At 48.6% G+C, this 23635-nt stretch carries 21 protein-coding genes; 16 read left to right on the plus strand and 5 right to left on the minus strand.

What is annotated here, in order from left to right; genetic code table 11:
- Nucleotides 1-16: 16 nt before the first annotated feature.
- Together grxC and Q1V74_RS03780 are read right to left on the minus strand one after the other, a co-directional pair.
- A complete protein-coding gene (grxC, locus tag Q1V74_RS03775; protein ID WP_260650623.1) occupies nucleotides 17-274 on the minus strand; it encodes a glutaredoxin 3 in 258 nt (85 codons plus the stop codon).
- Nucleotides 275-296: 22 nt separating this feature from the next.
- Entirely contained in the window at nucleotides 297-704 is a 408-nt protein-coding gene (locus tag Q1V74_RS03780) for a rhodanese-like domain-containing protein (protein WP_260650622.1), read from the minus strand.
- Nucleotides 705-806: 102 nt separating this feature from the next.
- Here Q1V74_RS03780 and gpmA point away from each other — a divergent pair, with 102 nt between their 5' ends.
- From gpmA to moeB, 4 genes are all read left to right on the plus strand, one after another.
- Nucleotides 807-1553 carry a 2,3-diphosphoglycerate-dependent phosphoglycerate mutase gene (gene gpmA, locus Q1V74_RS03785; protein WP_260650621.1) on the plus strand — a complete coding sequence of 249 codons (747 nt, stop codon included), beginning with the start codon at nucleotides 807-809 and terminating at the stop codon, nucleotides 1551-1553.
- 17 nt (nucleotides 1554-1570) lie between these two features.
- Nucleotides 1571-3037 (plus strand): peptidoglycan DD-metalloendopeptidase family protein, encoded by a 1467-nt coding sequence (locus tag Q1V74_RS03790; RefSeq protein ID WP_300647122.1) that lies wholly within the window; start codon nucleotides 1571-1573, stop codon nucleotides 3035-3037.
- 76 nt (nucleotides 3038-3113) lie between these two features.
- A complete protein-coding gene (locus Q1V74_RS03795; protein ID WP_300647123.1) occupies nucleotides 3114-4607 on the plus strand; it encodes a S41 family peptidase in 1494 nt (497 codons plus the stop codon).
- Nucleotides 4608-5369 (plus strand): molybdopterin-synthase adenylyltransferase MoeB, encoded by a 762-nt coding sequence (gene moeB / locus Q1V74_RS03800; protein ID WP_260650618.1) that lies wholly within the window; start codon nucleotides 4608-4610, stop codon nucleotides 5367-5369. It abuts the gene before it with no gap.
- Nucleotides 5370-5377: 8 nt separating this feature from the next.
- On the opposite strand, the gene Q1V74_RS03805 is transcribed toward moeB, so the two are convergent.
- Both Q1V74_RS03805 and Q1V74_RS03810 read right to left on the minus strand, forming a co-directional pair.
- Nucleotides 5378-5713 (minus strand): zinc ribbon domain-containing protein YjdM, encoded by a 336-nt coding sequence (locus tag Q1V74_RS03805; protein WP_300647124.1) that lies wholly within the window; start codon nucleotides 5711-5713, stop codon nucleotides 5378-5380.
- A gap of 59 nt (nucleotides 5714-5772) precedes the next feature.
- Nucleotides 5773-7197, minus strand: a complete 1425-nt coding sequence (locus Q1V74_RS03810; protein WP_300647125.1) for a DHA2 family efflux MFS transporter permease subunit — start codon at nucleotides 7195-7197, stop codon at nucleotides 5773-5775.
- Between the two features lie 64 nt (nucleotides 7198-7261).
- Here Q1V74_RS03810 and Q1V74_RS03815 point away from each other — a divergent pair, with 64 nt between their 5' ends.
- The 4 genes from Q1V74_RS03815 (at nucleotide 7262) to Q1V74_RS03830 (ending at nucleotide 9597) form a co-directional block, all read left to right on the plus strand.
- The gene (locus Q1V74_RS03815; protein WP_260650695.1) at nucleotides 7262-7453 is read left to right on the plus strand and encodes a DUF3460 family protein; all 192 of its coding nucleotides are present in this window, start codon (nucleotides 7262-7264) and stop codon (nucleotides 7451-7453) included.
- A gap of 33 nt (nucleotides 7454-7486) precedes the next feature.
- Nucleotides 7487-8338, plus strand: a complete 852-nt coding sequence (locus tag Q1V74_RS03820) for a ScpA family protein (RefSeq protein ID WP_300647126.1) — start codon at nucleotides 7487-7489, stop codon at nucleotides 8336-8338.
- Between the two features lie 21 nt (nucleotides 8339-8359).
- Nucleotides 8360-9202 (plus strand): pantoate--beta-alanine ligase, encoded by an 843-nt coding sequence (gene panC, locus Q1V74_RS03825; protein ID WP_300647127.1) that lies wholly within the window; start codon nucleotides 8360-8362, stop codon nucleotides 9200-9202.
- Nucleotides 9203-9318: 116 nt separating this feature from the next.
- On the plus strand, nucleotides 9319-9597 hold the full coding sequence (locus Q1V74_RS03830) for a LuxR C-terminal-related transcriptional regulator (RefSeq protein WP_300647128.1): 279 nt from the start codon (nucleotides 9319-9321) through the stop codon (nucleotides 9595-9597).
- On the opposite strand, the gene Q1V74_RS03835 is transcribed toward Q1V74_RS03830, so the two are convergent.
- Nucleotides 9534-10151, minus strand: a complete 618-nt coding sequence (locus Q1V74_RS03835; protein WP_300647129.1) for a hypothetical protein — start codon at nucleotides 10149-10151, stop codon at nucleotides 9534-9536. The two genes, Q1V74_RS03830 and Q1V74_RS03835, sit on opposite strands and share 64 nt — an antisense overlap.
- A gap of 32 nt (nucleotides 10152-10183) precedes the next feature.
- Here Q1V74_RS03835 and Q1V74_RS03840 point away from each other — a divergent pair, with 32 nt between their 5' ends.
- The 8 genes from Q1V74_RS03840 to Q1V74_RS03875 all read left to right on the plus strand — a co-directional run bounded on the left by Q1V74_RS03840 (nucleotide 10184) and on the right by Q1V74_RS03875 (nucleotide 23629).
- Nucleotides 10184-10894, plus strand: coding sequence for an A24 family peptidase (locus Q1V74_RS03840; RefSeq protein ID WP_300647130.1), 711 nt, complete (start codon nucleotides 10184-10186; stop codon nucleotides 10892-10894).
- 11 nt (nucleotides 10895-10905) lie between these two features.
- Nucleotides 10906-11499: a dephospho-CoA kinase gene (coaE, locus tag Q1V74_RS03845; RefSeq protein ID WP_300647131.1), complete on the plus strand. Its 594-nt coding sequence runs from the start codon at nucleotides 10906-10908 to the stop codon at nucleotides 11497-11499.
- A gap of 55 nt (nucleotides 11500-11554) precedes the next feature.
- Entirely contained in the window at nucleotides 11555-12310 is a 756-nt protein-coding gene (gene zapD / locus Q1V74_RS03850) for a cell division protein ZapD (RefSeq protein WP_300647132.1), read from the plus strand.
- Between the two features lie 24 nt (nucleotides 12311-12334).
- The gene (locus Q1V74_RS03855; protein WP_300647134.1) at nucleotides 12335-13546 is read left to right on the plus strand and encodes an efflux RND transporter periplasmic adaptor subunit; all 1212 of its coding nucleotides are present in this window, start codon (nucleotides 12335-12337) and stop codon (nucleotides 13544-13546) included.
- Nucleotides 13547-13556: 10 nt separating this feature from the next.
- Complete coding sequence (locus Q1V74_RS03860; protein ID WP_300647135.1) at nucleotides 13557-16649, plus strand: multidrug efflux RND transporter permease subunit; 3093 nt, start codon at nucleotides 13557-13559, stop codon at nucleotides 16647-16649.
- Nucleotides 16646-19732, plus strand: a complete 3087-nt coding sequence (locus tag Q1V74_RS03865; RefSeq protein WP_300647136.1) for an efflux RND transporter permease subunit — start codon at nucleotides 16646-16648, stop codon at nucleotides 19730-19732. Before Q1V74_RS03860 ends, Q1V74_RS03865 begins: the two co-directional genes overlap by 4 nt.
- Nucleotides 19733-19737: 5 nt before the next feature.
- Nucleotides 19738-21123: an efflux transporter outer membrane subunit gene (locus Q1V74_RS03870; protein WP_300647137.1), complete on the plus strand. Its 1386-nt coding sequence runs from the start codon at nucleotides 19738-19740 to the stop codon at nucleotides 21121-21123.
- A gap of 88 nt (nucleotides 21124-21211) precedes the next feature.
- Nucleotides 21212-23629 carry a penicillin acylase family protein gene (locus Q1V74_RS03875; protein ID WP_300647138.1) on the plus strand — a complete coding sequence of 806 codons (2418 nt, stop codon included), beginning with the start codon at nucleotides 21212-21214 and terminating at the stop codon, nucleotides 23627-23629.
- Nucleotides 23630-23635 lie beyond the last annotated feature (6 nt).

The following is a 23635-nucleotide window of genomic DNA, read 5'->3' on the forward strand; positions in this document are numbered from 1 at the left end:
TAATAAATAAGACGTATTACGCCGATAATAAGGGCACTAAGCCACCCGCTTGATCCAATGCGGCTAAATCATCATAGCCGCCAATATGTTGATCGCCAATGTAAATCTGGGGCACAGTGCGGCGTTGCGTGCGCTCCATCATGATGTCACGCTGGGCGGGATCACGATCAATGAAGATTTTTTCAATCTCTGTTACACCGCGTTGTTTGAGTAACATCTCTGCGCGGGTGCAAAATGGGCACACTTGGGTGCAATACATTGTTACCTTAGCCATTCGTCATACCTTTGTAGATAGTTTAGGATTTCTTAGTGGGTAAACCGGCCTGTTTCCAAGCCATGAGACCGCCTTCCAGGATAGCGACTTCTTTAAAGCCTTGTTTACGTAGCAAGGCGGCGCTGCTGTTGGCGCTGCGGCCTGTGTCACAAACCACGATAACGGGTTTGTCTTTAGCGAGTTTTTCTGTCTTGGAGGCTAGCTCTGCCGCGGGAATGTTACGCGCTTGGGGAATATGCCCTGCTTTATAGCTATCGGGCTTGCGTATATCGATTAAAATAGCTTGGCGTTGGTTGATTTGTTGTACGGTATCATTGGGGCTGATGAAGTTTCCACCACGTTTGGATAGACCTGGAAACAACAACATCATGCCAGAAATAAATGCCACGACTAAAATCAGCAGATTGTTGGTATCGGTTAAAAAGTCCACGATGAGTCCTGTGTAAAACCTAGTTTAAATAAAAGAGTTAATTGGGCAAAATCGACTAATTATAATGGACAAAAATTTTGTAATCTAAAGGCTATTTTTACCATGTATAAACTTGTACTGATGCGCCATGGCGAAAGCCAGTGGAACTTAGAAAACCGTTTTACCGGTTGGACAGATGTCGATCTTACCGAAGCGGGGCGTGAGCAAGCCCGCCAAGCCGGTGAGCTCTTAAAGCAAAACGGTTTTAAATTTGATATTGCCTTTTGCTCCGTTTTAAAACGGGCGATTCGTACATTATGGATTGTTTTGGATACCATGGATAGCGTCCATATCCCCGTAGGCAAAAGCTGGCGTTTAAACGAGCGTCACTATGGGGCGCTGCAGGGTTTGAATAAAGCGGAAACCGCTCAAAAATATGGTGATGAGCAGGTTCATATCTGGCGTCGCGCTTATTCAATTGGTCCAGACCCAGTTGCCGAGGATGACCCTCGTCATCCTAAACATGATCCCCGTTATGCCAATCTTAAACCAGAAGACTTGCCCGCTACAGAATGCTTAGAGCAAACCGTAGCGCGCGTTGTTCCATTTTGGAATGATTCCATTGCACCAGCGATTCGTTCAGGTCGCAGCGTATTAGTCACCGCACATGGTAATAGTTTACGTGCTCTGATTAAACATATCGACAATATCTCCGAAGAGGATATTGTGAATTTGAACCTACCGACGGGGCAACCTTTGGTTTTTGAGCTTGATGAAAATCTTAAGCCGATTCGCCACTATTTTTTAGGCGATGAAGAGGCCATCAAGGCACAAATGGCCGAGGTTGCAAACCAGGCGAAAGCCAACTAATCAATCAAAAGGTAATTATGCTGTTGCGTATCTGGGCGCTTCTTTTACTGAGTATGGGTGTTATGAGTGGGGCCTGGGCTCAGGCATCGCTCAGTGCGCAGCAGGCCGAGGCACAAAAGCAGCGCGCCGAGCTTCAACGGCGCATTGCTGAAATCCAAAAACAAATTGAATCCACACAAAGCGATAAAAAACAAGCGCTCACGGCTTTGCGCGATATAGAAAGCCGCATTTCAGATACCGATCGTGAGCTAACACTTTTGCAACAACGGCAAACGCAGGTGCAAAAACATCTGGCTGATCTGAAACAACAAATTCAACAACAACAAAAAAAGCAAGAACAAGGTCAACAGCAGTTGGCGGAACAGCTTCGGGCGCAATATGCCAGTGGCTTATCACCATGGACGGCATTGTTGTCGGGCAAAGACCCCCAGCAGATCCAACGTGAGCTTGGTTATTTAGGGTATGTGACCCAAGCTCAAACTGAACAGGTTCGGGTATTGCAGCAGGGCTTAGCACATTTACAGCAGTTGCATGCTGCCGTAGCCAGTAATGAAAAAGAATTAGCGCAGCTAGCCGCACAAACCGAGGTGCAAAAACAACAGTTCATGCAACAGCAGACCGAGCGGGAAAAGGTGTTGGCGCAGGTGCAAGATCAGCTAAAACAGCAGCAAACGCAGGCCAAAACCTTAGCCAATAATGATGTGCGCTTAGGGCAGCTGATCGACGGTTTAGAAAAAGAAATCGCCCGCCAAGCAGAGCTACGGCGTCAAGCCGAAATTCGCCGTCAGGCAGAGCAAGCACGTCGTCGCGCAGAAGAGCAGCGCCGTCAGGCAGAGCAAGCTCAGCGTTTGGCCGAGGAAAAAAAGCGTCAAGCCGAAGCCGCGCAGCGTTTAGCGCAGCAGCGTGAACAGCAGGCTCAAGAAACCCAAGCCCTTGCAGCCGTGGAACAAGAGGCAGCTCGTAAAGCCGAGGATGCGCGTTGGCAGGCCTTAGCGCATACGCCCGCTCAGCCAGCAGCACCCGTGGCGCCACCCCCGCCACCGCCTTCTCCCAAAGCTCCAGCGCCGCCACCTGCTGTAGAGCCGGAGCGTGGCTTTGCGGGCTTAAAAAGGGGCTTAACCCCACCAGTACGGGGTGAGACTCTAGGGCGGTTTGGTGCTGAGCGCCCTGAGGGTGGGCCATGGCGTGGGGTGGTGTTTCGCGCGCCAGCAGGTACTCCTGTTAAGGCCATCAGTGCTGGGCGGGTTGTATTTGCAAACTGGATGAGTGGCTTTGGTAATTTGTTAATTATTGATCATGGCGCGGGTTTTTTAAGTGTCTATGGTAATAATCAAAGTGTGTTAAAACAGGTCGGTGACGTAGTGCAAGCAGGTGAAGCGGTAGCACGAGTTGGGGCAACAGGCGGGCAGGTAGAGCCGGGTGTCTATTTTGAAATACGACAAAATGGTCAGCCCGTAAACCCCTTGATTTGGCTAGGCAACTGATTGCCTAAACGCCTATAATGCGGCATAAAGCACAAACAGATTGCGTTGTTGATATTACAAATATAGGACTCTTTGCATGGGCTCTCGTAGGCTAAACCGAATTGGGTTAATTTTATTAGGTGGTGTGGGGGGGGTGCTCGCTAGCTTGGCTATTAATGCCGTGGCACAGCGTGGAGAACCTTTGCCATTGCGCGAACTACAACAGTTTGCCAATGTCTATTCAGCCATTAAAAGCAGCTACGTCGAACCCCTCGAAGACAGTGCTTTAATCAACGAAGCCATTAAAGGTTTATTTAATGATCTGGATCCTCATTCCACTTATCTGGATGCCGAGGCGTTTAAAGAAATGGAATCCATGACGCAGGGCGGTTTTGGGGGGTTAGGGATCGAGATTGGCCACGAAAATGGTTATCCCACTGTGATCTCGCCGATCGAAGACACGCCTGCGGCCAAAGCTGGGATTCTCGCTGGTGATGTGATTGTGAGCATTGATGGCAAGTCCACCAAAGATATGTCTTTAAATGAAGCCGTCAAAAAGATGCGTGGCGAGCCTAAAACGTCGATTACATTGAGCATCCAGCGCGGTGAGCAAAAGCCTTTTGACGTCACAATTGTGCGCGACCACATTAAAGTCAAAAGCATTCGTGGTAAGCGGCTTGATAATGATATTTTATATGTACGTATTTCTCAGTTCCAAGAGCGTACGGCTGCCGATCTAATCACACAAATTCAGACCCTAAGCAATAATCAACGTCCACGCGGCTTGGTGCTTGACGTTCGTAATGACCCGGGTGGGTTATTGGATAGCGCTATTGGTGTGACCTCCGCTTTTTTGGATCAGGGGGCATTGGTGGTGTCGACTAAAGGGCGTATTCCCTCGTCCAACCGTGAATACTACGTGAAGCCACTAACACAGGTGGTAGGTAGCAATGATCGGGATGTGGCCCAGCAGTTATCTTGGCTCAAAGATATCCCTATTGTAGTTCTGATTAACGCGGGTTCAGCCTCGGCCTCGGAAATTGTCGCGGGGGCATTACAAGACCATGGCCGCGCTACCGTCATGGGCACGCGCAGCTTTGGTAAAGGCTCTGTACAGAGTGTGTTGCCGTTGGATAGTACGTCTGGCATCAAGCTCACTACCGCGTTGTATTACACCCCAAGCGGTAAATCCATTCAGGTCACGGGGGTTGAGCCGGATATTTATGTGGATGATACCGCCCAAGGTAATCTATTCCGTATCCCGCGCGAAGCCGATTTGCAGCGCCATTTGAACAATGCTGGGGTCGAGGATGAGTCCTCTTTTAATGCGGACGAGGACAGCTATGTCAAAGAGCCGAAGATGTTTGAGTTTGGTGGCGAGGATGATTTCCAGCTACAGCAAGCTATTAACCATCTCGAGGGGCGTCCAGTGAAGAAGTCCGATCCTTCTGCACAGCCTAAGTCGGATAGCGACACAAAGGATACCAGTGAAACGGCAAGCCCCGAGGCTGAAAAAAAAACTCCAGTAACTAAGTCCGGGGACGTAAAACGTTACCGTATTACGCCCGAGGGCTTACAACCGGTGCAGTAAATGGCGGATACGTCTTTAGATGATGCGCAGTTAATGCGCTATGCGCGGCATATTTTGCTTGATGAATTTGGCATTGAAGCCCAAGAGCGCATTTCCTCTGCTCGAGTTTTAATCATCGGTGCGGGGGGCTTGGGCTCTCCCGCCGCCTATTATTTGGCCGCCGCAGGGGTGGGGCAGATCACATTGGTAGACAATGACGAGGTGGATTTAAGTAATCTACAGCGCCAGATTTTGCATAACTCCGAACGTGTTGGGGTGAATAAAGCCCTTTCAGGTCAGCAAACCTTGCATGCACTTAACCCCCTCATTCACATTGTTCCTTTACCAGATCGTCTGGATGAGGCAGCGCTGCATCAGCTTGTCCCACAACACGATGTGGTTTTAGATTGCACCGATAATTTTGCTACTCGTCACGCTATTAACCGCGCTGCGGTGGCGCACCGCGTCCCTGTTGTATCGGGCGCGGGGATTCGTTTTTCTGGGCAAATCAGCGTCTATGATCTACGCGACCCCAACGCCCCTTGTTACCACTGTTTATTTCCCGAAGCCGATGATGTGCAGGAATTACGTTGTGCGACTACCGGTGTTTTGGGGCCATTGGTAGGCATGGTGGGGTGTGTACAAGCCGCCGAAGCCTTAAAGCTGCTTGGCGGCTTTGGCGAACCTTTAGTTGGTCGTTTATTAAGCGTGGATGCGCTTACCATGCAATGGCATACGGTTCGCTTTAGAAAAGATCCAGAATGTTTGGTGTGTAAACAGTAGTATTACATTTAAGCTTTTTTCAAAAACTCAGATTTTAGTTCGTATGAAATACCGTTGATGCGACAAGCCACATCGTGATCGCCATCGATAAGTCGAATTCCACGGGCCTTAGTGCCTTTTTTTAAATTGGTGGAAGAACCTTTGACTTTGAGGTCTTTGATTAAAAGCACGTCGTCGCCGTCTTGTAAAAGATTGCCGTTGCTGTCACGGATCTCGCGGCTTTCTTCTACAGGGGTGTCAGCCACCATGGGCCATTCATGGGCGCAGTCGGGACAGATATAAAGATCGCCATCGGGATAAGTGTGCTCCATGGCGCATTGGGGGCAGGCTGGAATATTTTGCATTGGGTTTCCTTTGTGTTAATTAGTGCAAATCAGGGTGATTTGCTTACCGTTGAGCGATTTTAACTGCTTTTCTTGCCTTGTAGACTAGCGCCAGCTTGTTGTGGCAAGCGTTTAAAGGAAAAAAAGGAAATCGCAGTGAGCCCGCCGATGACCATGAACCCCCAAAAGAGATCCTGAGTATGGACTTGAGCATGTTGATGCCAATGCATGCTGATGTTTAGCGTGATCGCAGCACAGGCCACGCCTAAGCTGATCCCTAGTTGTTGAGCCATCGCCGCAAAAGAGCTGGCTCGGCTCATGGCCTGTTGATCTAGATCGGCGTAGGTAAGGGTGTTTACGGCCGTAAACTGAAGAGACCTAAACACCCCACCTACGCCTAAAATGCATGACATCCACCATAGCGGTGTGGATTCGCTAAAAAAGCCGCATAAGGCAATAAATAGACCCGTGAGCAAAGCGTTATACATCAGCACATTTCTATAGCCAAAGCGGCGAATAATCCGTGGCGCAAGGGGTTTAATTACAATCGCGCCTATGGCACTGGTAAAAGTCACAAGCCCTGCTGCCAAAGCGCTCATGCCAAAGCCAAGTTGCAATAAAAGGGCTAACATAAAGGGTACTGAGCCCAAGGAAAAGCGGCATAAATTACCGCCAAAAATAGAAATCGCAAAGCTGCGCGTGCGTAATAATGACAAATCAATAATAGGAAAGGCGATGTGTTTGGCATGCCATATATACCAAGTAGCTGTAATTAGCCCTGTGCCAAACAATAGTGCTAATTGCTTAGGGCTCAATTCGCTATGCCCGATGGACTCAAAGCTCACTACTAAGCATGCTAAGGCCGTCGCACTTAAAAAAAAGCCCAGCCAATCTAAAGGAGGCGCCTCATTGGGTAAATCGGCTCGTATATAGCGTAAAACCAAAGCAATACCTAATAGGCCAACAGGGATATTGATTAAAAAAATCCAGTGCCAAGAAAAATAGGTCACAAAAAATCCCCCTACGGGTGGGCCCACAATAGGACCAAGTAGGGCGGGTAGGCTTAAAATGGCCATGGCACTGAGCAGATCGGATTTTGGGGTGCGTCGTAGCAAAATAATACGCCCAACAGGCACCATCATGGCTCCTGCCAGCCCTTGTACAATGCGGGCAGCAATTAGCTGGTTCAGGCTTTGTGAGATGGCGCAGGCTAGTGAACTTAGCGTAAAGAGTAAAATCGCGGCAATAAATACGCGTCTGGCGCCAAATTTATCTGCAGCCCAGCCGCTGACTGGCACAAAGACCGCAACGGCAAGCAAATAGCTGGTGATAATGGTGTTCATGCGAATGGCATCGGTGTTCAACGATGCTGCCATCATGGGCAAAGCCGTAGCCACTACGGTGGAATCGAGCATTTGCATAAAGAGGGCACAGCCTACAATGTAGGGAATAATGCGAATCGCACGGCGTTCTTGGGGGGAAAGTGGGGTTGGTTCCGATGACATGTGTTTTGTGGGCTCAGTTTGCAGTACACTACGTGTATGTTTAATGACTTCTCTACGCACCATTATGGCAAAGAATTACGAATCTGAAATCACCCAATTTTTAAATGATTTCAAAAAACAAAACCCTGCAATCGAAGCCGGTCAGCGTGAAGGGCGCGCTCGGCTTTGGGACAAGCATATTGATCCCGAGCTTCAAGAGGGGTATCGTGCTGCCGCTGTGCCACAACCTCCCTATGTGTATTACCAAGACAATTAGTTAGTAGCTTAAGGTCTACGGCCGTCATATAGATTGAACACCGCAGCAGATAGTCGTCATTCCGCCTTAGACTCTAAGGAGGTCTACGCTCGCCTATATGGGGAGCCGCTTTTTGCGATTCCACAGGATTTATACATCCCCCCTCAAGCATTAGAAGTGGTATTACAAAGTTTTGAGGGGCCCTTAGATTTACTGCTTTATTTGATTCGTAAGCAGAACTTTGATGTATTAGATATTCCGATGGCCGAAGTCACCGAGCAGTATTTGGAATATGTAGAGCAGTTACGTCAATCTAATCTTGAATTAGCGGGTGAGTACTTATTGATGGCGGCGCTACTGATCGAAATTAAGTCGCGTATGTTGCTCCCCGTCAAGAAAGCCGATACGGGCGAGGAAGTTGAAGATCCTCGCGCAGAATTAGTGCGTCGTCTTTTGGCGTATGAGCAAATGAAACAGGCGGCTTTGGATTTAGATGCGCTACCACGCGTAGAGCGAGATTTTTGGATAGCGCACGCTAAAGCTGACTTGCATATTGAGGAAATTCTGCCCGAGGTCTGCGCAGAGGATTTACGCCAAGCATGGCAAAATATATTGCGGCGCGCCAAGCTCCATCAGTCGCACACCATCACGCGAGAGCAGTTGTCGGTGCGTGATCATATGAGTCAAATTCTAAGGCGCTTGTCAACGACCGAGTTTTTAGAGTTTAATCAGTTATTTAATGAATTGTTACAGCAGCATACTGCAGATGCTACTGCCGTGGTGGTAGTGCATTTTTTAGCCATGTTGGAACTGGCAAAAGAAGCATTGATTGCGATTAGCCAAGCCAAGCCGTATGATCCGATCTATTTGCGGTTGGCTTATCGGCAGCCAGCAGTACCTGCTTGATTTTTTCCATCGGAGTTCCGAGTGAAAGTTGTTCACACCATTCAAGAGTTGCGTGATCAGTTGCAAGGTCAATTGCGGGTTGCGTTTGTACCCACAATGGGGAATCTGCACGACGGGCATTTGGCCTTAATGAAAATGGCACGGCAACACGGAGACCCTGTGGTGGCCAGTATTTTTGTGAATCCATTGCAATTTGGGCCAAATGAGGACTTTGCTGAATACCCGCGTACCCTTGCACAAGATATTGAAAAGTTAGAAAAAGCACGGGATGTTTATGTGCTTTTTGCCCCATCTGAAAAAGAGATGTACCCAGAACCACAAAGTTTTCGTATGCAACCGCCTAATGACTTAGGGAACATTCTCGAAGGTGAGTTTAGGCCGGGGTTTTTTGATGGTGTTAGCACGGTAGTGATGAAGTTGTTTTCTTGTGTGCAGCCCCGCGTCGCCGTCTTTGGTAAAAAGGATTACCAGCAGTTAATGGTGGTGCGTAAGATGTGTAGGCAGTTTCAGCTGCCAGTAGAAATTCTGGCACACGAAACGGTACGTGAAACGGATGGTTTGGCCATGTCCTCGCGTAATCGTTACTTATCCGAAGCCGAGCGCAGCCAAGCCCCACAGCTTTACGCCTGTTTACAAGCAGTGCGAGAGCGTGTGTTAGCCGGTGAAACTGATATTAAAAAAATCGAAAGCGAAGCAGCAAAGCAGCTAGAGCAACAAGGGTGGCAAGTGGATTATTTATCCTTGCGGCGTCAAAGCGATTTGTTAATGCCATCAGCCGAGCAAGTCGCTCAAGGTGAGCCTTTAGTGGCACTAGGTGCAGCCCGTTTAGGGCAAACGCGATTGATTGATAATTTAGAAATCTAATCGCTCATATGGATAGTTTGAGCGCTGAGCTCAAACCCGCCTAGCGGGATACGGAGTGGGATTTTTCTTAAAGCCTCTTATGCTTTTTGTAGCGAAAAGCATAGGAGGTTTTTTTTATGTCTGTAGCTGTGTATTTAAGCCGTTGGACGGTCCAAGAACGCAAAGTGATGTATCAGGTGATGGCTGGGACCCCTAATAAATGTATAGCAGGGGATTTGACCATGTCGTTACGTACTGTGGAAGCGCATCGCGCAAGTGGTATGACTAAAATACGACTGCGCAATGCGTTAGAGCTCCAGAGTGTGTTACAGCGTAAGTCTTTAGAGCAAGCTCAAGGACGACAATTAAGCCCTACGTGGTTTGGTAGCTCCTCGATCGGGTCAATATCGGGTTGACGGCTGAGATGGGTTTCTAGGGTGGGACGTACGTAGTTAAACACATTGACGCGGAGCTGGTGGTCATACATGAAGCTAAAGTCACCAAAAACGGTTTCGTTTTGCGTCATTAACACAATGCGCGTAGGGTTACTGCCAATTTGGTGCCAGCAGCCTTCGCTGGTGACTGGAGCTACATTTTGTGTGATATCGGTGGCACGCATACGCCATACACCCTCTGGGCTCATGGTAACGACTAAGCGTACAGGCATGCAGCTTTTATCCGCTGGTGGGCAGGACATCGTGCCTAAAAAGGTGCGCGGCTCTAGGAGCTCACGGATTTGCCCCGATGTAAGACCGTCAGCTTTGTTTTGGCTAAGGGGTTGATTTAGGCCAAAGTTGACTTGTGACGTTGCTTTAGCCTTATCGCGACCTCCGCGGGCGTGGTCTTGAGCCTCGGTTAAGCTGCCACGTGGGCTGCTCGTTACAGGGTTTTGGGCGCAACCCGCCAAAACAGCGGCGGTAGTGAGTGTACAGAGGGGTAACCACAGGCGTAAAAGTGATTTTTTATGCATAGACAGCTCCTTTTGAGGCGAAGGCGGGCAGGATGTATTTATGGGCATTATATATTGGGCTGAGCGCAGCCGTCATAAGTCGTGTGTATTTGGATGCGCTCCCATTTTATGCACAACGAGTGCATTTAGGGCAGACTGCTGACGAGTCCTTGTGGTGGATGAGTGTACGGCATGGTTTTCTGCAGCGCTCCTCCTATGCTTTGGTGTGGCGCGTAGGCACCGCAGGACTATTTGGGATGGGGCTGGCAGTCTTTGCTCTTTATTGGCCATGGCTACCAACTCAGCCAGACTTAAACGTAGTAATGATGAGTGTATGGCTTGGATGTTTGCTATGTTTAGCACGTATCGATGCACTCTGTAGGCTATTGCCAGATGTATTAACCCAGCTTTTATTGTGGATAGGGCTCCTTTATCAACTGCTCATTTCAGAGCCAGTAGTAACACAGGCGTTGTGGGGGGTGCTGGGCAGTTATGTATTTTTGCGGGCCTTGAACGCTTTTTGCGTTTTTTGTTTTAAACATCCAGTCATGGGGCACGGTGATGTTAAATTACTGGTGGCATTATCTGCTTGGCTAGGGCTAGGTACGCTGGGGGTGTTATGGTTTTGGGCGGCGCTTTTTTGTTTTATCATACAGATAATTTGGCAAAAAACGTGTTGGCCCACAGGGCAGTGTGCATTTGGTCCGTATTTGGTTGCGGCAGCTTTTTTGGTGTGGTTACTTCCTGATAGCCGACTCTTCTAGGTGATCAAAATATGTTGAAAATAGGGTTAACTGGTGGGATTGGTTCGGGTAAGTCTTTTGTGGCGGATCTTTTACAAAAGCATGGTGCAGCCATCGTGGACACCGATGTGGTGGCACATCAGCTAACAGCTCCAGGTGGTGCTGCGATACCTGCCATTCGCCAGCAGTTTGGCAGTGCATACATAACGGCTGAGGGCGCTATGGATAGAGCGCGTATGCGCGAACTCGTCTTTCAGCAGCCAGATCAGCGCGAGAAGCTACAAGCTATTTTGCACCCTTTGATTCGAGACTTTACATTTAGAAAGGTGCAGCAAGCTCAAGGGTGTTATGTTGTTGTGGTTGTGCCATTGCTGGTTGAGTCTGGCACATGGCGTCAATATGTGGATAGGGTTTGTGTCGTGGATTGTGATGAGCCAACACAAATCGAACGTGTGATGCAGCGCAGCGGGCTGACAGCCTCTCAAGTCCAGCGTATCATGGAGGCTCAAGCCTCTCGTCAACAAAGGCTAGCGCATGCTGATGATGTCATCGTCAACGACGGGACCACCTCTATTGAGCAGTTAAATGTGCAGGTGCAGCAAATGCACGCAAAATGGTGTGAGTAGGCAAAAAAGTAGTAGCCTCTCAATAACTGATTGAATCATTTAGGGTTTTTATTACGTGATTTTGTACGAGTACCCCTGTAACGAACGAGTACGGACTTTTCTGCGTATTGAATCTTTATTCAAGCGCCTTTTTTACTTTACCCAAGGCTCAGACCCTTATTTACATCAGGTGGCGATAGCGACCTTGTTTGACCTGCTTGATGTAACTGAACGTACCGATTTGCGTGGGATGGTATTACAAGATTTAGAGCGCCAGCGTGTGGCGCTTAATGCATTGCGTGAGCACCCGCAGGTCTCTTTGGATGTTTTAGAAAGTACGTTAAATGAGATTGCACGCATTGTTCAGGGTTTATCAGCGCAAGGTCGGATCGCTCAAGATTTGCGTGATAATGAGTGGTTATGCAGCATACGTGGGCGATTAGCTGTTCCTGGAGGGGCGTCTCAGGTTGATATCCCTTCTTTTTATAGTTGGCAGATGTTGAGCCCTGAGCATCGTCAGGCCGATATTAAAGCGTGGACGCAGTCTTTTATGCCGTTGTATCAGGCGTTGGATCTTATTTTGCGTATTTTGCGCGGGGCGGGTGATCGCGTGCAGCAGGTGGCAGAAGCGGGTGCTTATCAAGAAATGCTGGGCGGAAAAACTTTTCAATTGTTACGTGTTTGGGTCGATGAGCAATATGGGGTCTATCCCGACATGAGTGCAAATAAATACGTGATTTTAGTGCGGTTTTCTCGTCATGGCGCTGATCATAAACCCGTTACGGTTAAGCAGGCGATTCCTTTTCAGCTAGCGCGCTGTAATATAGGTTAACACTAGGTTAGGGATCCGACATATATGGCAGAAAAAACGGGGCAGCCCATCGCTAAAAAGCGTAGCTGGCTATTGGTAGTGATTTTTATCCTCGTTATAGGCGGGACATGGTTCTGGTGGGCAAAAAAGCCAGCAGCACCGTCTGCGGGGCGACCTCCTATGGGCATGCGTGCTCCTCAAACACCCGTGCGTGTGGCTGAAGCCATTCAGGGTATAGTCGAGGAACGTTTGCATGCGGTAGGGACTGTGCAGGCGTTTAATACCGTTACTGTACGTAGTCGCGTCGAAGGCGAGCTACAAACGTTATTTTTTAAAGACGGTCAATTTGTGCAAGCGGGCACTGTTTTAGCCCAGATTGATCCACGTCCTTATCAAGCAAAACTGGACCAAGCTCAGGGGCAGTTACGTCAGGTTCAGTCTCAGTTGCAACTAGCACAAAGCGATTTACAACGGTTTCTCCAGTTAGAAAAGCAGCAATCCATTGCTAAGCAACAGGTTGATAATCAACGGGCTTTGGTAGAGCAGCTTAAAGGCTCAGTTACCACGGCACAAGCGGCCGTTGAGGACGCGAAGCTACAACTTGAGTACACCAAAATCACCTCGCCTATTGATGGACGTCTAGGGCTGCGTAATTTAGATGAGGGGAATTTAATTTCTGCAGCCAATACGGATGGTCTAGTCGTGATTACGCAAACGCAACCGATTGCGGTGAGCTTTTCACTACCAGAAAAAGATTTATCCCGCTTATTTGAGCATTTGCAACTTGAGCAGTCGCTGCCTGTGCAAGTTAGTGATCGTCAAAATAAGCTCATTAGCACAGGGTCGATTTTAGCGGTAGATAATCAAATCAATTTGAATACTGGTACGGTGCGAGTTAAGGCCTCAATGCCAAACTTAGATAATCGATTATTTCCTAATCAGTTTGTGAGCGTGAATGTATTGCTAACCAAACATCAGGGGATTGTGATACCTGCTGCCGCTGTTCAAACTGGCTCTATTGGGGATTTTGTGTATGTGGTTGGCGCTGATCAAAAGGTGTCTATACGCCCAGTAAAGGTTCAGCTTACGGCCGATGAACAAAGCTTAATTGCAGACGGTTTGGCTCTGGGTGAGCAGGTGGTGGTAGAGGGCACTGATAGGCTGCGAGAGGGTAGTCAAGTCAATCCGATTAACGGTAAAGGGCAGGCTCAAGGGGACGCAGCGCGCGCAGCAGCTCCCACGTTGGTACAACCCTAAGGGGGAATAGGTGAGCATTTCCCGTACATTTATTTTGCGGCCAGTAGCGACTACTTTAGCCATGGTGGCGTTATTGTTAGCAGGGCTAATGGGATATAAGGCGTTGCCCGTGGCCGCTTTGCCACAGGTGGATTATCCGACTATTCAGGTGGTGACCTTGTACCCAGGGGCTAGCCCAAGCGTAATGGCATCCTTGGTGACTTCACCACTGGAGCGGCAGTTTGGACAAATGCCAGGTTTGGCACAAATGAGCTCCGCCAGCTCTGGGGGGGCGTCGCGGATTACATTACAGTTTGATTTAGGGCTGTCGTTAGCTATTGCAGAACAAGAGGTACAGGCCGCAATCAATGCAGCGTCAAATATGCTGCCTTCTGATTTGCCCTCGCCACCTTTATATAACAAGGTAAATCCGGCGGATCAGCCGGTCATAAGTTTGGCGGTGACCTCACCGACGATTCCGTTGCCACAGGTGCGCGACCTAATTGATTTGCGTGTGGCACAAAAGCTGTCACAGGTAAATGGGGTGGGTTTGGTCAGCATTGCGGGTGGGCAGCGCCCAGCCGTGCGCATCCAAGTGGACCCCGAGGCGTTAGCAGCGCGTCAGTTGACCATGGCATCCGTGCGCCAAGCGGTCGTGGGGGCGAATGTCAATCAGCCTAAAGGCAGTTTGGATGGACCACAGCGCTCGACCACAATTAGCGCTAACGAGCAGCTACGTTCGGTGGCTGACTATGAAAATCTCATAGTGCAATATGTGGACGATGCGCCGTTACGATTAGGGGATATTGCCACCATTGTGCATGATGCCGAAGACATTCGCCAAGCGGCATGGTTGGGCACAGAGCCAGCGATTTTGTTGAATATTCAACGCCAACCTGGGGCAAACGTGATCGAGGTGGCCGATCGTATCAAAGCCCAGTTAGCTAGCCTACAAGCATCATTACCTACGGGTATTGATATTCAAGTGGCCACGGATCGTACGTTGACAATCCGTGACTCGGTCAAGCAAGTGCAAGCAGAAATGCTGATGGCGATAGGGCTCGTGGTGCTGGTGACCTTTGTGTTTTTGCGCACTTGGACGGCGACTTTTATTCCCTCGGTGGTGGTGCCATTATCTATTGCGGGCACGTTTGCTCTGATGTTTTTGTGGGGGTTTAGCATTAATAACCTCACACTGATGGCGCTGACCATTGCGACGGGTTTTGTGGTAGATGATGCCATCGTCATGATAGAAAACATCGCCCGCTACATCGAAGAGGGGATGGCGCCTTTGCCCGCTGCCTTAAAAGGGGCGCAGCAAATCACTTTTACTTTGATCTCGCTGACGGTGTCTTTGATAGCTGTGCTGATTCCGTTGCTGTTTATGTCAGATGTGATCGGACGCTTATTTCAGGAGTTTGCGATCACGTTGGCAATAGCTATTGCGCTGTCCTTATTGATTTCACTTACCTTAACGCCGATGATGTGCGCTCGTTTGTTACGTGCGCCAGAGGCCATGGAAAAACGGCCTAATGCGTTTGTACACTGGGCAGATCAGGCCATGCAGCGTGTGGTGCACGCCTATGATCGTGGTTTACATTGGGTATTGGCACACCAGCGTTTAACGCTATGGGTAGCAGTGGCTACGTTGTTGGTGACGGCAGGGTTGTACTGGATTGTGCCTAAAGGGTTTTTTCCGCAACAAGATACCGGCATGGTGCAAGCTATCACCGAAGGGCCACAAACAGCCTCGTTTAAGGCAATGGCGCGGCTACAAACTCAAGCTGCAGAAACCATTTCGCATCATGAGGATGTGGCGACCGTGACGTCTTTTATTGGGGTGGATGGCAATAACCCCACGTTGAACACGGGACGTATGCAGATTGCGTTGACACCGCATGCGCAACGCACAAAAACCGCGGCGCAAATTATCGAGGAGTTGGCGCGTGATTTTGGCAATGAGCCCGATTTCAGAGTGTATTTTCAGCCAATCCAAGAGCTTACGGTAGATGATCAAATCAGTCGTACTGCGTATCAAATGGCGTTGTCAGATCCCGATCCTCTTGTGCTTAATACCTGGGTACCATCGTGGTTAGAGCATTTGCAACAGTTGCCTCAGCTGGCAGAGGTAGCGACGGACCTGCAGAGCCGAGGTCAGCAAGTGATGGTAGAGATTGATCGGGATGCTGCGGCACGGCTAGGGATCAGTAAATCTACCATTGATGATGTGTTGTACGATGCCTTCGGGCAGCGATTAATTTCAACGATTTATACGCAGTCTGCTCAGTACCGTGTTGTGCTTGAGGTGGCGCCCTCGTTTAGTCAGTCTCCCGAAGCATTACGTGCTATTTATGTGCCTACGCGCTCGGGCGAAGTCGTGCCTTTGGCAGCGATTGCTCAGATGCGGCAAATGGCGGTAGAGCTGTCTATTGATCGTTTGGACCAGTTTCCTGCAACGCAGTTATCGTTTAACGTGGCAAAAGGGTATTCCTTATCCGATGCGGTGCAGGCAATACAACAAAGCGCAGTGGATTTAGGGTTGCCAGATTCCACGGAGCTGCGGTTTTTGGGGGCAGCGCAAGCGTTTGAGGCGTCTTTGTCGAGCACATTATGGTTGTTGTTGGCAGCGGTGGTGACGATGTATATCGTGCTGGGTATTTTATACGAAAGCTATATTCATCCTATCACGATATTGTCTACCTTGCCTTCAGCCACGATAGGCGCCTTAGCGGCTTTGTTAATAACAGGGCGAGAGCTCGATATGGTGGGGGTGATTGGCATTATTTTGTTAATAGGTATTGTGAAAAAAAATGCCATCATGATGATTGATTTTGCCTTGGTCGCACAACGCCAAGACAAGCTGCCCGCTCAGCAAGCCATTCACCAAGCCGCACTCTTACGCTTTAGACCTATTTTAATGACGACGTTTGCCGCGTTATTTAGTGCGATTCCCTTGATGTTAGCCAGCGGCTCGGGGGCTGAAATGCGTCAGCCTTTAGGGTTGGTGATGGTAGGGGGGTTGATTTGCAGTCAGGTATTAACGCTGTTTACGACACCGGTGATTTATTTGTTTTTTGATCGCTGGTCACAGCGTTGGTCACGTATGCGACAGAGGTCAGCATGAAACGCTGGTTAACCGGCTTTATTATGCGACCGGTGGCGACCACGTTGCTGTGTGTGGCGATGGTGTTTACGGGGTTCCTAGCTTTACGGCAGCTGCCGGTGGCGCCTTTGCCACAAATGGATTTTCCGATGATCTCGGTCAGCGCAAGCCTACCGGGGGCGAGCCCCGAAACCATGGCTTCCAGCGTGGCTACGCCTTTGGAGCAGGCTTTGGGGGCGATTTCTGGCTTGTCAGAAATGAGTTCCCGTAGTTCTGAAGGCTCGACCCGTATCACGCTCATGTTCGAGTTGGAGCGGGATATTGATGAAGCAGCACGAGACGTACAAGCAGCCATTAATCAGGCACGCCCCATGTTGCCGTCGGGCATGCGTGGTGTTCCTACTTACCACAAAGTGAATCCATCTTCGGCGCCGATTATGGTGTTAGCGATGACCTCGCCAACGGCAAACCAAGCGCAGTTATATGATTTGGCGACGACGATTGTGGCGCAAAAATTGGCGCAAGTAAAAGGGGTGGGAGAAGTATCCGTGGGTGGGGGGTCATTGCCGGCGGTACGGATTAGTATCAACCCCCAAGCGTTGGCGGTGGCTGGATTGGCTTTAGATGATGTACGCACAGCGATTACAAATGCGAACCCATTACGCCCGAATGGGTTTTTAGAAAATGACCACGAGCAGTGGTGGTTAAGCACAGATCGCCAAATGAATCAGGCGCAGCAGTTTGCTCCGTTAATTGTTGGTTGGAGTAACGATAGCCCGATTCGCTTACAAGATGTGGCTACGGTCGAAGATTCTGTAGAAGACATTAATAATTTTGGTTATGTGAATGATCAGCCGGCGGTATTGTTGATGGTGCGGCGTCAAGCCGATGCCAATATTATTGAAACGGTTGAAGCCATTCGTGAGCGCATCCCCCAGTTTGAAGCCATGATGCCCGCAGGGGTACAGATTCATGTGGCGCAAGACCGCACCCCAAGTATACGTGCCTCGATGCAAGAAGCACACAAAACGCTGTTCATTGCAGTGGGATTGGTGGTGTTGGTGGTGCTGGTGTTTTTACGTGATTGGCGTGCGGCATTGATTCCTGCCGTAGCGGTTCCTGCCTCCTTGATCAGCACATTTGCGCTCATGTATCTTTTTGGCTTTACGCTAAATACGATTTCGTTAATGGCGTTGATTGTAGCAACGGGCTTTGTGGTGGATGATGCCATTGTGGTGCTGGAAAGCATTATGCGCCATTTAGAAAAGGGGGCAACGCCGCTACGGGCCGCCGCCCGAGGGGTTCGGGATGTGGGCTTTACCGTTACCGCCATGAGCGTTTCTTTGGTGGCGGTGTTTATCCCGATGTGGTTGGTGGGTGGTTTAGTGGGGCGGCTTTTTAAAGAGTTTGCCGTCACGCTGTCTGTGGCCGTGATGATTTCTTGGTTGATTTCCTTGATGCTAACGCCAATGATGTCTGCCAAGCTATTACGTGTACGCCCACGTCATGAGCAACAACGTTCTGGAAAAATAAGCCGATTGTTTTATCGGACGGGTCAGTATGTGGTACATGGCTATCAGCGTAGTTTAGGCTGGGCGTTACGACATAAGTTTCTGACGTTGTTGTCGTTGTTTGCCACGATTATTTTAAATGGTTATTTATATACGGCGATCCCTAAAGGCTTGTTTCCTCAGCAGGATACGGGGCAATTGATGGGGTTTTTCCGTACAGATCGTGGGATGGCTTTTGAGGCCATGGTGCCAAAATTAGATAAATTTAGAAAAATTATTTTAAATGATCCCGCCGTAGCGAATGTGGCGGTGTTTGCTGGGGGTAGAGGGGGGAGCAACTCATCAATGATTTTGGTTGAGTTGTTGCCAATGAATGAGCGCGAGGCCACTGCGTTCGAAGTGGTGGCACGGCTGCGTAACCAATTGCAGTCGGAGCCAGGAGCACGGATGTTTTTAACGCCACAGCAAGATATTTTTGTAGGGGGCGGTTTAGGTCGTGCCGGTTCGTATAGTTACAGTTTATTAGCGAGTGATTTAGCTCTACTAAAAGAGTGGCAGCCCAAAGTTCAGCAGGCGATGGCCGCGCTACCAGAGCTAACGGATGTGGATACCGATTCTGATGATAAGGGCTCGCGTATTGAATTGCGTATTGATAGAGAAAAAGCGACTGCCTTAGGTATTGATATGGCTTTGGTGGCTTCAACGCTAAATAATGCGTTTAGCCAACGACAGGTGTCGGTAGTATATGGGCGCTTGAATCAATACTATATCGTAATGGGGGTAGAAAAGCGTTTTGCGCGAGACCTCGAGTCATTACAGCAACTGGAGGTCGTGGCGCGCGATGGACGGCGTATCCCGCTGGCGGCTTTTACACATTTTGAGCATGGCAATGCCCCCTTGAGTGTGAGCCATCAGGGGTTGTTTGTGGCAGAGAGTGTGTCTTTTGGCTTAGCGGACGGTGTGTCTTTGGATCAGGCGTTAGTTGCTATTGACGAGGCAATGGCAAGAATTAGCCTGCCTACGCATGAAATCCAAGCAGGCTATGAGGGCTCGGCACGCATGATGCAAAATGCCTTAGCGCAACAGCCTTGGTTGATTTTAGCTGCCCTAGCGGTGATGTACATTGTCTTGGGCATGCTTTATGAAAGCTATATGCACCCACTGACCATTTTATCCACATTACCTTCGGCCGGGATTGGAGCGTTATTAGCACTTATGTGGGTAGGGCAAGAGTTTTCTATTATTGCCATGATCGGGGTGTTTTTATTGATTGGTATTGTGAAAAAAAATGCCATTATGATGGTGGATTATGCTTTAGATGCGCAACGCCATCATGGTATGACAGTGACCGAGGCCGCTTACGAGGCCTGTCTGGTGCGATTCCGACCTATTATGATGACAACCATTTCGGCAATTTTAGGAGCCGTGCCGCTGATTATTGCGACCGGCCCCGGGGTAGAGATGCGACAGCCTCTCGGTTTAACGATTGTGGGTGGTTTGATTTTAAGTCAACTGCTTACGCTTTACACCACACCAGTGGTCTATATTTATCTTGAAAAACTCGCCCAACGATTCCGGATTAAAAAGGCATAACAAGCATGATGCGATGGTATAAAACAGTAATAGCTTGCGGTGTAATTATTTTGGCTGGTTGTGCCGTGGGTCCGGACTATGTACGCCCTAATATAGACGTGAATGATGAATATGCGCATTCGCTGGCAGCGGACCGTTCCGCTTGGGTGCCGGCAACGCCTTTGGGGCAAGCAACAGATCAGTGGTGGCAACGCTTTAATGATGATCAGCTGGCACATTGGATACAGGAGTTATTTGAGCATAATCAGAACCTTGCGCAAGCGGAAGCGCGTTATCGCCAAGCTCAAGCGGCGTTAGGACAAGCGCGAGCCGGCTTATTTCCGACTTTAGATATGGGGGCATCGGGGCAGCGTGCTGGCTCCGGGCAAAGCGCACCTACCAATCAATATAATCTGAACGCGAGCGTTAGCTGGGAGCTGGATGTCTGGGGGCGTGTGCGGCGTAGTGTAGAAGCGAATCAAGCAAACTTAGCGGCTAGCCAAGCAGATCTAGCGGCGACGCGTTTAAGTCTTGCTTCAACGTTTGCACAAAGTTATTTTCAGGCCAAATATGTACGTGCAGCTCAACAGCTTTACGACCAAACTATTGCCGCTTATGAGCGCAGTTTAGCTATGAACCAGCAGCGCTTGGCTGTTGGTATGGTGTCTGTGGCGGATGTGGCAGCGGCTCAGTCTCAGTTGGAAAATGCGCGTGTACAACGGCTAGCCTTGGATCGACAATGGGGGCAGTTACGGAATGCGATGGCGGTGTTATTAGGGCGTGTGCCATCCCACTTTGCTTTACAGGCTGATGCGGTGTTTTCCGCACTTCCATCCGTGCCCGTAGGTCTACCTGTACAGCTATTATTACAGCGACCAGATGTAGCCGCTGCTGAACAACGAATGGCTGCTGCCAATGCCCAGATAGGGGTGGCAAAAGCGGCGTGGTTACCGAATCTTAGCCTTTCAGCGCAAGGGGGCTATAGAAGCGGGTCGTGGTCGGATTGGATCAGTGTGCCAGCTCGTTTTTGGTCGTTAGGGCCGGCATTGGCATTAAGCATTTTTGATGGGGGGGCGCGTACCGCACGTGTCAATGAGGCCATGGCGGCCTACGATGCACAGGCAGCGGCCTATAAACAAACGGTACTCGAAGCCGTGCGCGAGGTTGAAGATGCTCTAGTGCAATGGCATGGCCTGCATAAAGAGCTAACGAATCAACAACGCGCTTTAGACGCTGCTCGTGTATCTTTACAATTAACGCGTAATCAATATGAAGCGGGGCTGATTGACTATTTGTCGGTAGTGCAAGTCGAAACTAACGCATTAAATGCCGAGCGAGCAATGCTCAGCTTACAAAGTGAGTTATTTATTGCTGCAACAAAACTGATGACAGCGCTTGGAGGGCAGTGGTAGGAGTATCAAGAGTAACCCTACTAGAAATGATCACCCTTCTCAGTTACTTTGCTCCTAAATATTATTCATAAAAACAATGGAGACATGAATGAAATTCTGGAAGCTGAGCAGTTCTGTGCTGGGGGCTAGTTTACTTTTTGGCTGTGCAACCTCGCCTAGTGATTTAGGTAATCAAGTAACAATTAAAAGAGATACCTATGGCGTACCACATATTTATGCAAAAGATACCTATGGGTTATTTTATGGATATGGCTATGCCATAGCGACAGATCGCTTGTTCCAAATGGAAATGGCTAAAAGAATTGGGCAAGGAAGGGTAGCGGAGGTTCTAGGCAGGGACTATTTGTCGTTAGATGAAGTTACCCATAGTAGATTTGATCCTAAAAGTATTACTACACAGTTGAGCCAGTTGTCTGATGAGGATAGACAAATTTTCAAAGGTTATGCTGCTGGATTTACTAAGAGAGTTGAAGAAGTCTTGGCCAGTCCTGAAACCTTATTGCCAAAAGAGTTTATTGATTACGATTTTTTGCCGACAGTCTGGCAAGAGGAAGATATTGCTCTCGTGTGGGTAGGGCTGATTTTGAATCGGTTTTTTGCCACGAGCTCAGAGATTGCTAATTTGACTCTTTTAGAAAGGTTGAGAGACACGCTGGGTGAGGATTTAGGGCGGGATTTTTATGAACAAGTAAAATGGTTAAATGATCCTAGTGCCCCTGTAATTATTCAATCAGAGCATCAGGAGGTGCGCTCTCAGACCACCACAACTTATTTGAGTTCTTTATCACAGCATACAGCGAGTTACTTATTAGAAAAAGACCGTTTAGCCTTAGGAGATGCTTTTATTAATGGTGTTCCTACGGCGAGTAATGCTTGGGTGTTACGAGCAGAGAAAACGCAAGAAGGAGTTCCCGTTTTATATAATGGGCCACAGCAAGGTTGGTATACCCCGGCTATGACATATGGTGTGGGCTTACATGGTGCTGGTTATGATTTGACAGGCTTAACGCCTGTAGGTCTGCCTGCTATTTTATTTGGCACTAATGGAAAAATAGCATGGGGATCTACAGTAGGTTCTTTAGATACGAATGATGTGTATCAGCTAAAACTCAACCCCAATAATCCAAAAGAGTATCTTTATAATGGGAAGTATATTCCTTTTGAGCATAAACAGGTTTCTATACCTGTCAAAGGGGAACGTGAAAAACTTATCGACGTTTACAAAAGCAAGCAGGGGTTTGTGAGTGCTTTTGATCTGGAAAGTAAGACAGCTTACGCAAATAGAAGAAGTTGGGAGGGATTAGAAATTGAAACGCTACTAGGCTGGGCAGAAGCCGCTAAAGCGACATCATGGGATGAGTTCATGGAACAAGCTAAGCGGGTAGCGGTTTCAATTACATGGTTTTATGCGGATAAGAATAATAATATTGGAGCGGCTGGTTTAGGTCGTTTACCCATTCGGTCAGAACAACAACATATTCAGTTCCCAGCAGTAGGTGACGGAACTATGGAGTGGTTAGGCTTTTATGATTTTGACCATAATCCTAAAATATTAAATCCTACAAATGGATATATTGCTAGCTGGAACAACAAGATATTTTCAGGGCTTCTAGCAGACTCCGCCCATTTTTCGTATGTGGATCGAGTGCAGGAATTATTAGTAGAGCTAGAAGCCAAAGAGAAGCTTACCCAAGATGAAATTTGGGGGATTGATAATAAAGGGGCGTGGGCGGATTTACATGCTCGTTATTTTGTTCCATATATTATTCAAGCAGCGTCTAAAGCAAATATGCCTGATTTTTTTCAGCAGGTCGCCGTAGAGCTTGAGGGTTGGGATTACAAGTTAATACCTGATGAGACAAAATCGTATTATCAAGGAGCTGCACCAGCGATTATGCGAGCATGGCTAGAAGAAATGGCACATTTGCTTTTATCTCCCGTTTTACCCAAAGACATCTTGGAGGGATATCTCTCTGATTTATACATATCAAATGACGATCCACGCAGTGCGCAACCAGCTTTAGTTGCTAAATTAGTTTGGAATGCACTACAGGGAGAGGAGTCTTCAGTGCTTCAAACGATTGACCTATTGCAAGGTCAGGCCGCGAGTGATGTGGTGCTGCAAGCCTTAAAAAATGCAGTGGCGTCTTTAATAAAGCAACATGGAGAGAATATAGATGATTGGCGAGTGCCTGTTGCTACCATGCTTTTCTCTCATCAAAGTGCGGTGAGAGTGCCTTGGGGAGACAAAGATAATGAGGTCAGAACTCCTGTTTATGGCAATACGGGTAGCTCAAGCTACATGGTGTCTTTAATGGGAGGGAAGTTTACGATGTGTTCGGTTACCGCACCAGGGCAGAGCGGTTTTGTTAGCCCTGACGGAGTAACTCATCCTCATTATAAGGATCAGGTGCCTTTGTTTGAGGCATATAGTTGTAAAAAGGATCCCGTTGGGGAAAAGCAGATTAAAAAAGCGATACATTCGCAACAGAAAATTTTTTATTAGGTTGTT

This window comes from Paenalcaligenes sp., from assembly GCF_030152715.1.
GTDB lineage: Bacteria > Pseudomonadota > Gammaproteobacteria > Burkholderiales > Burkholderiaceae_B > Paenalcaligenes > Paenalcaligenes hermetiae.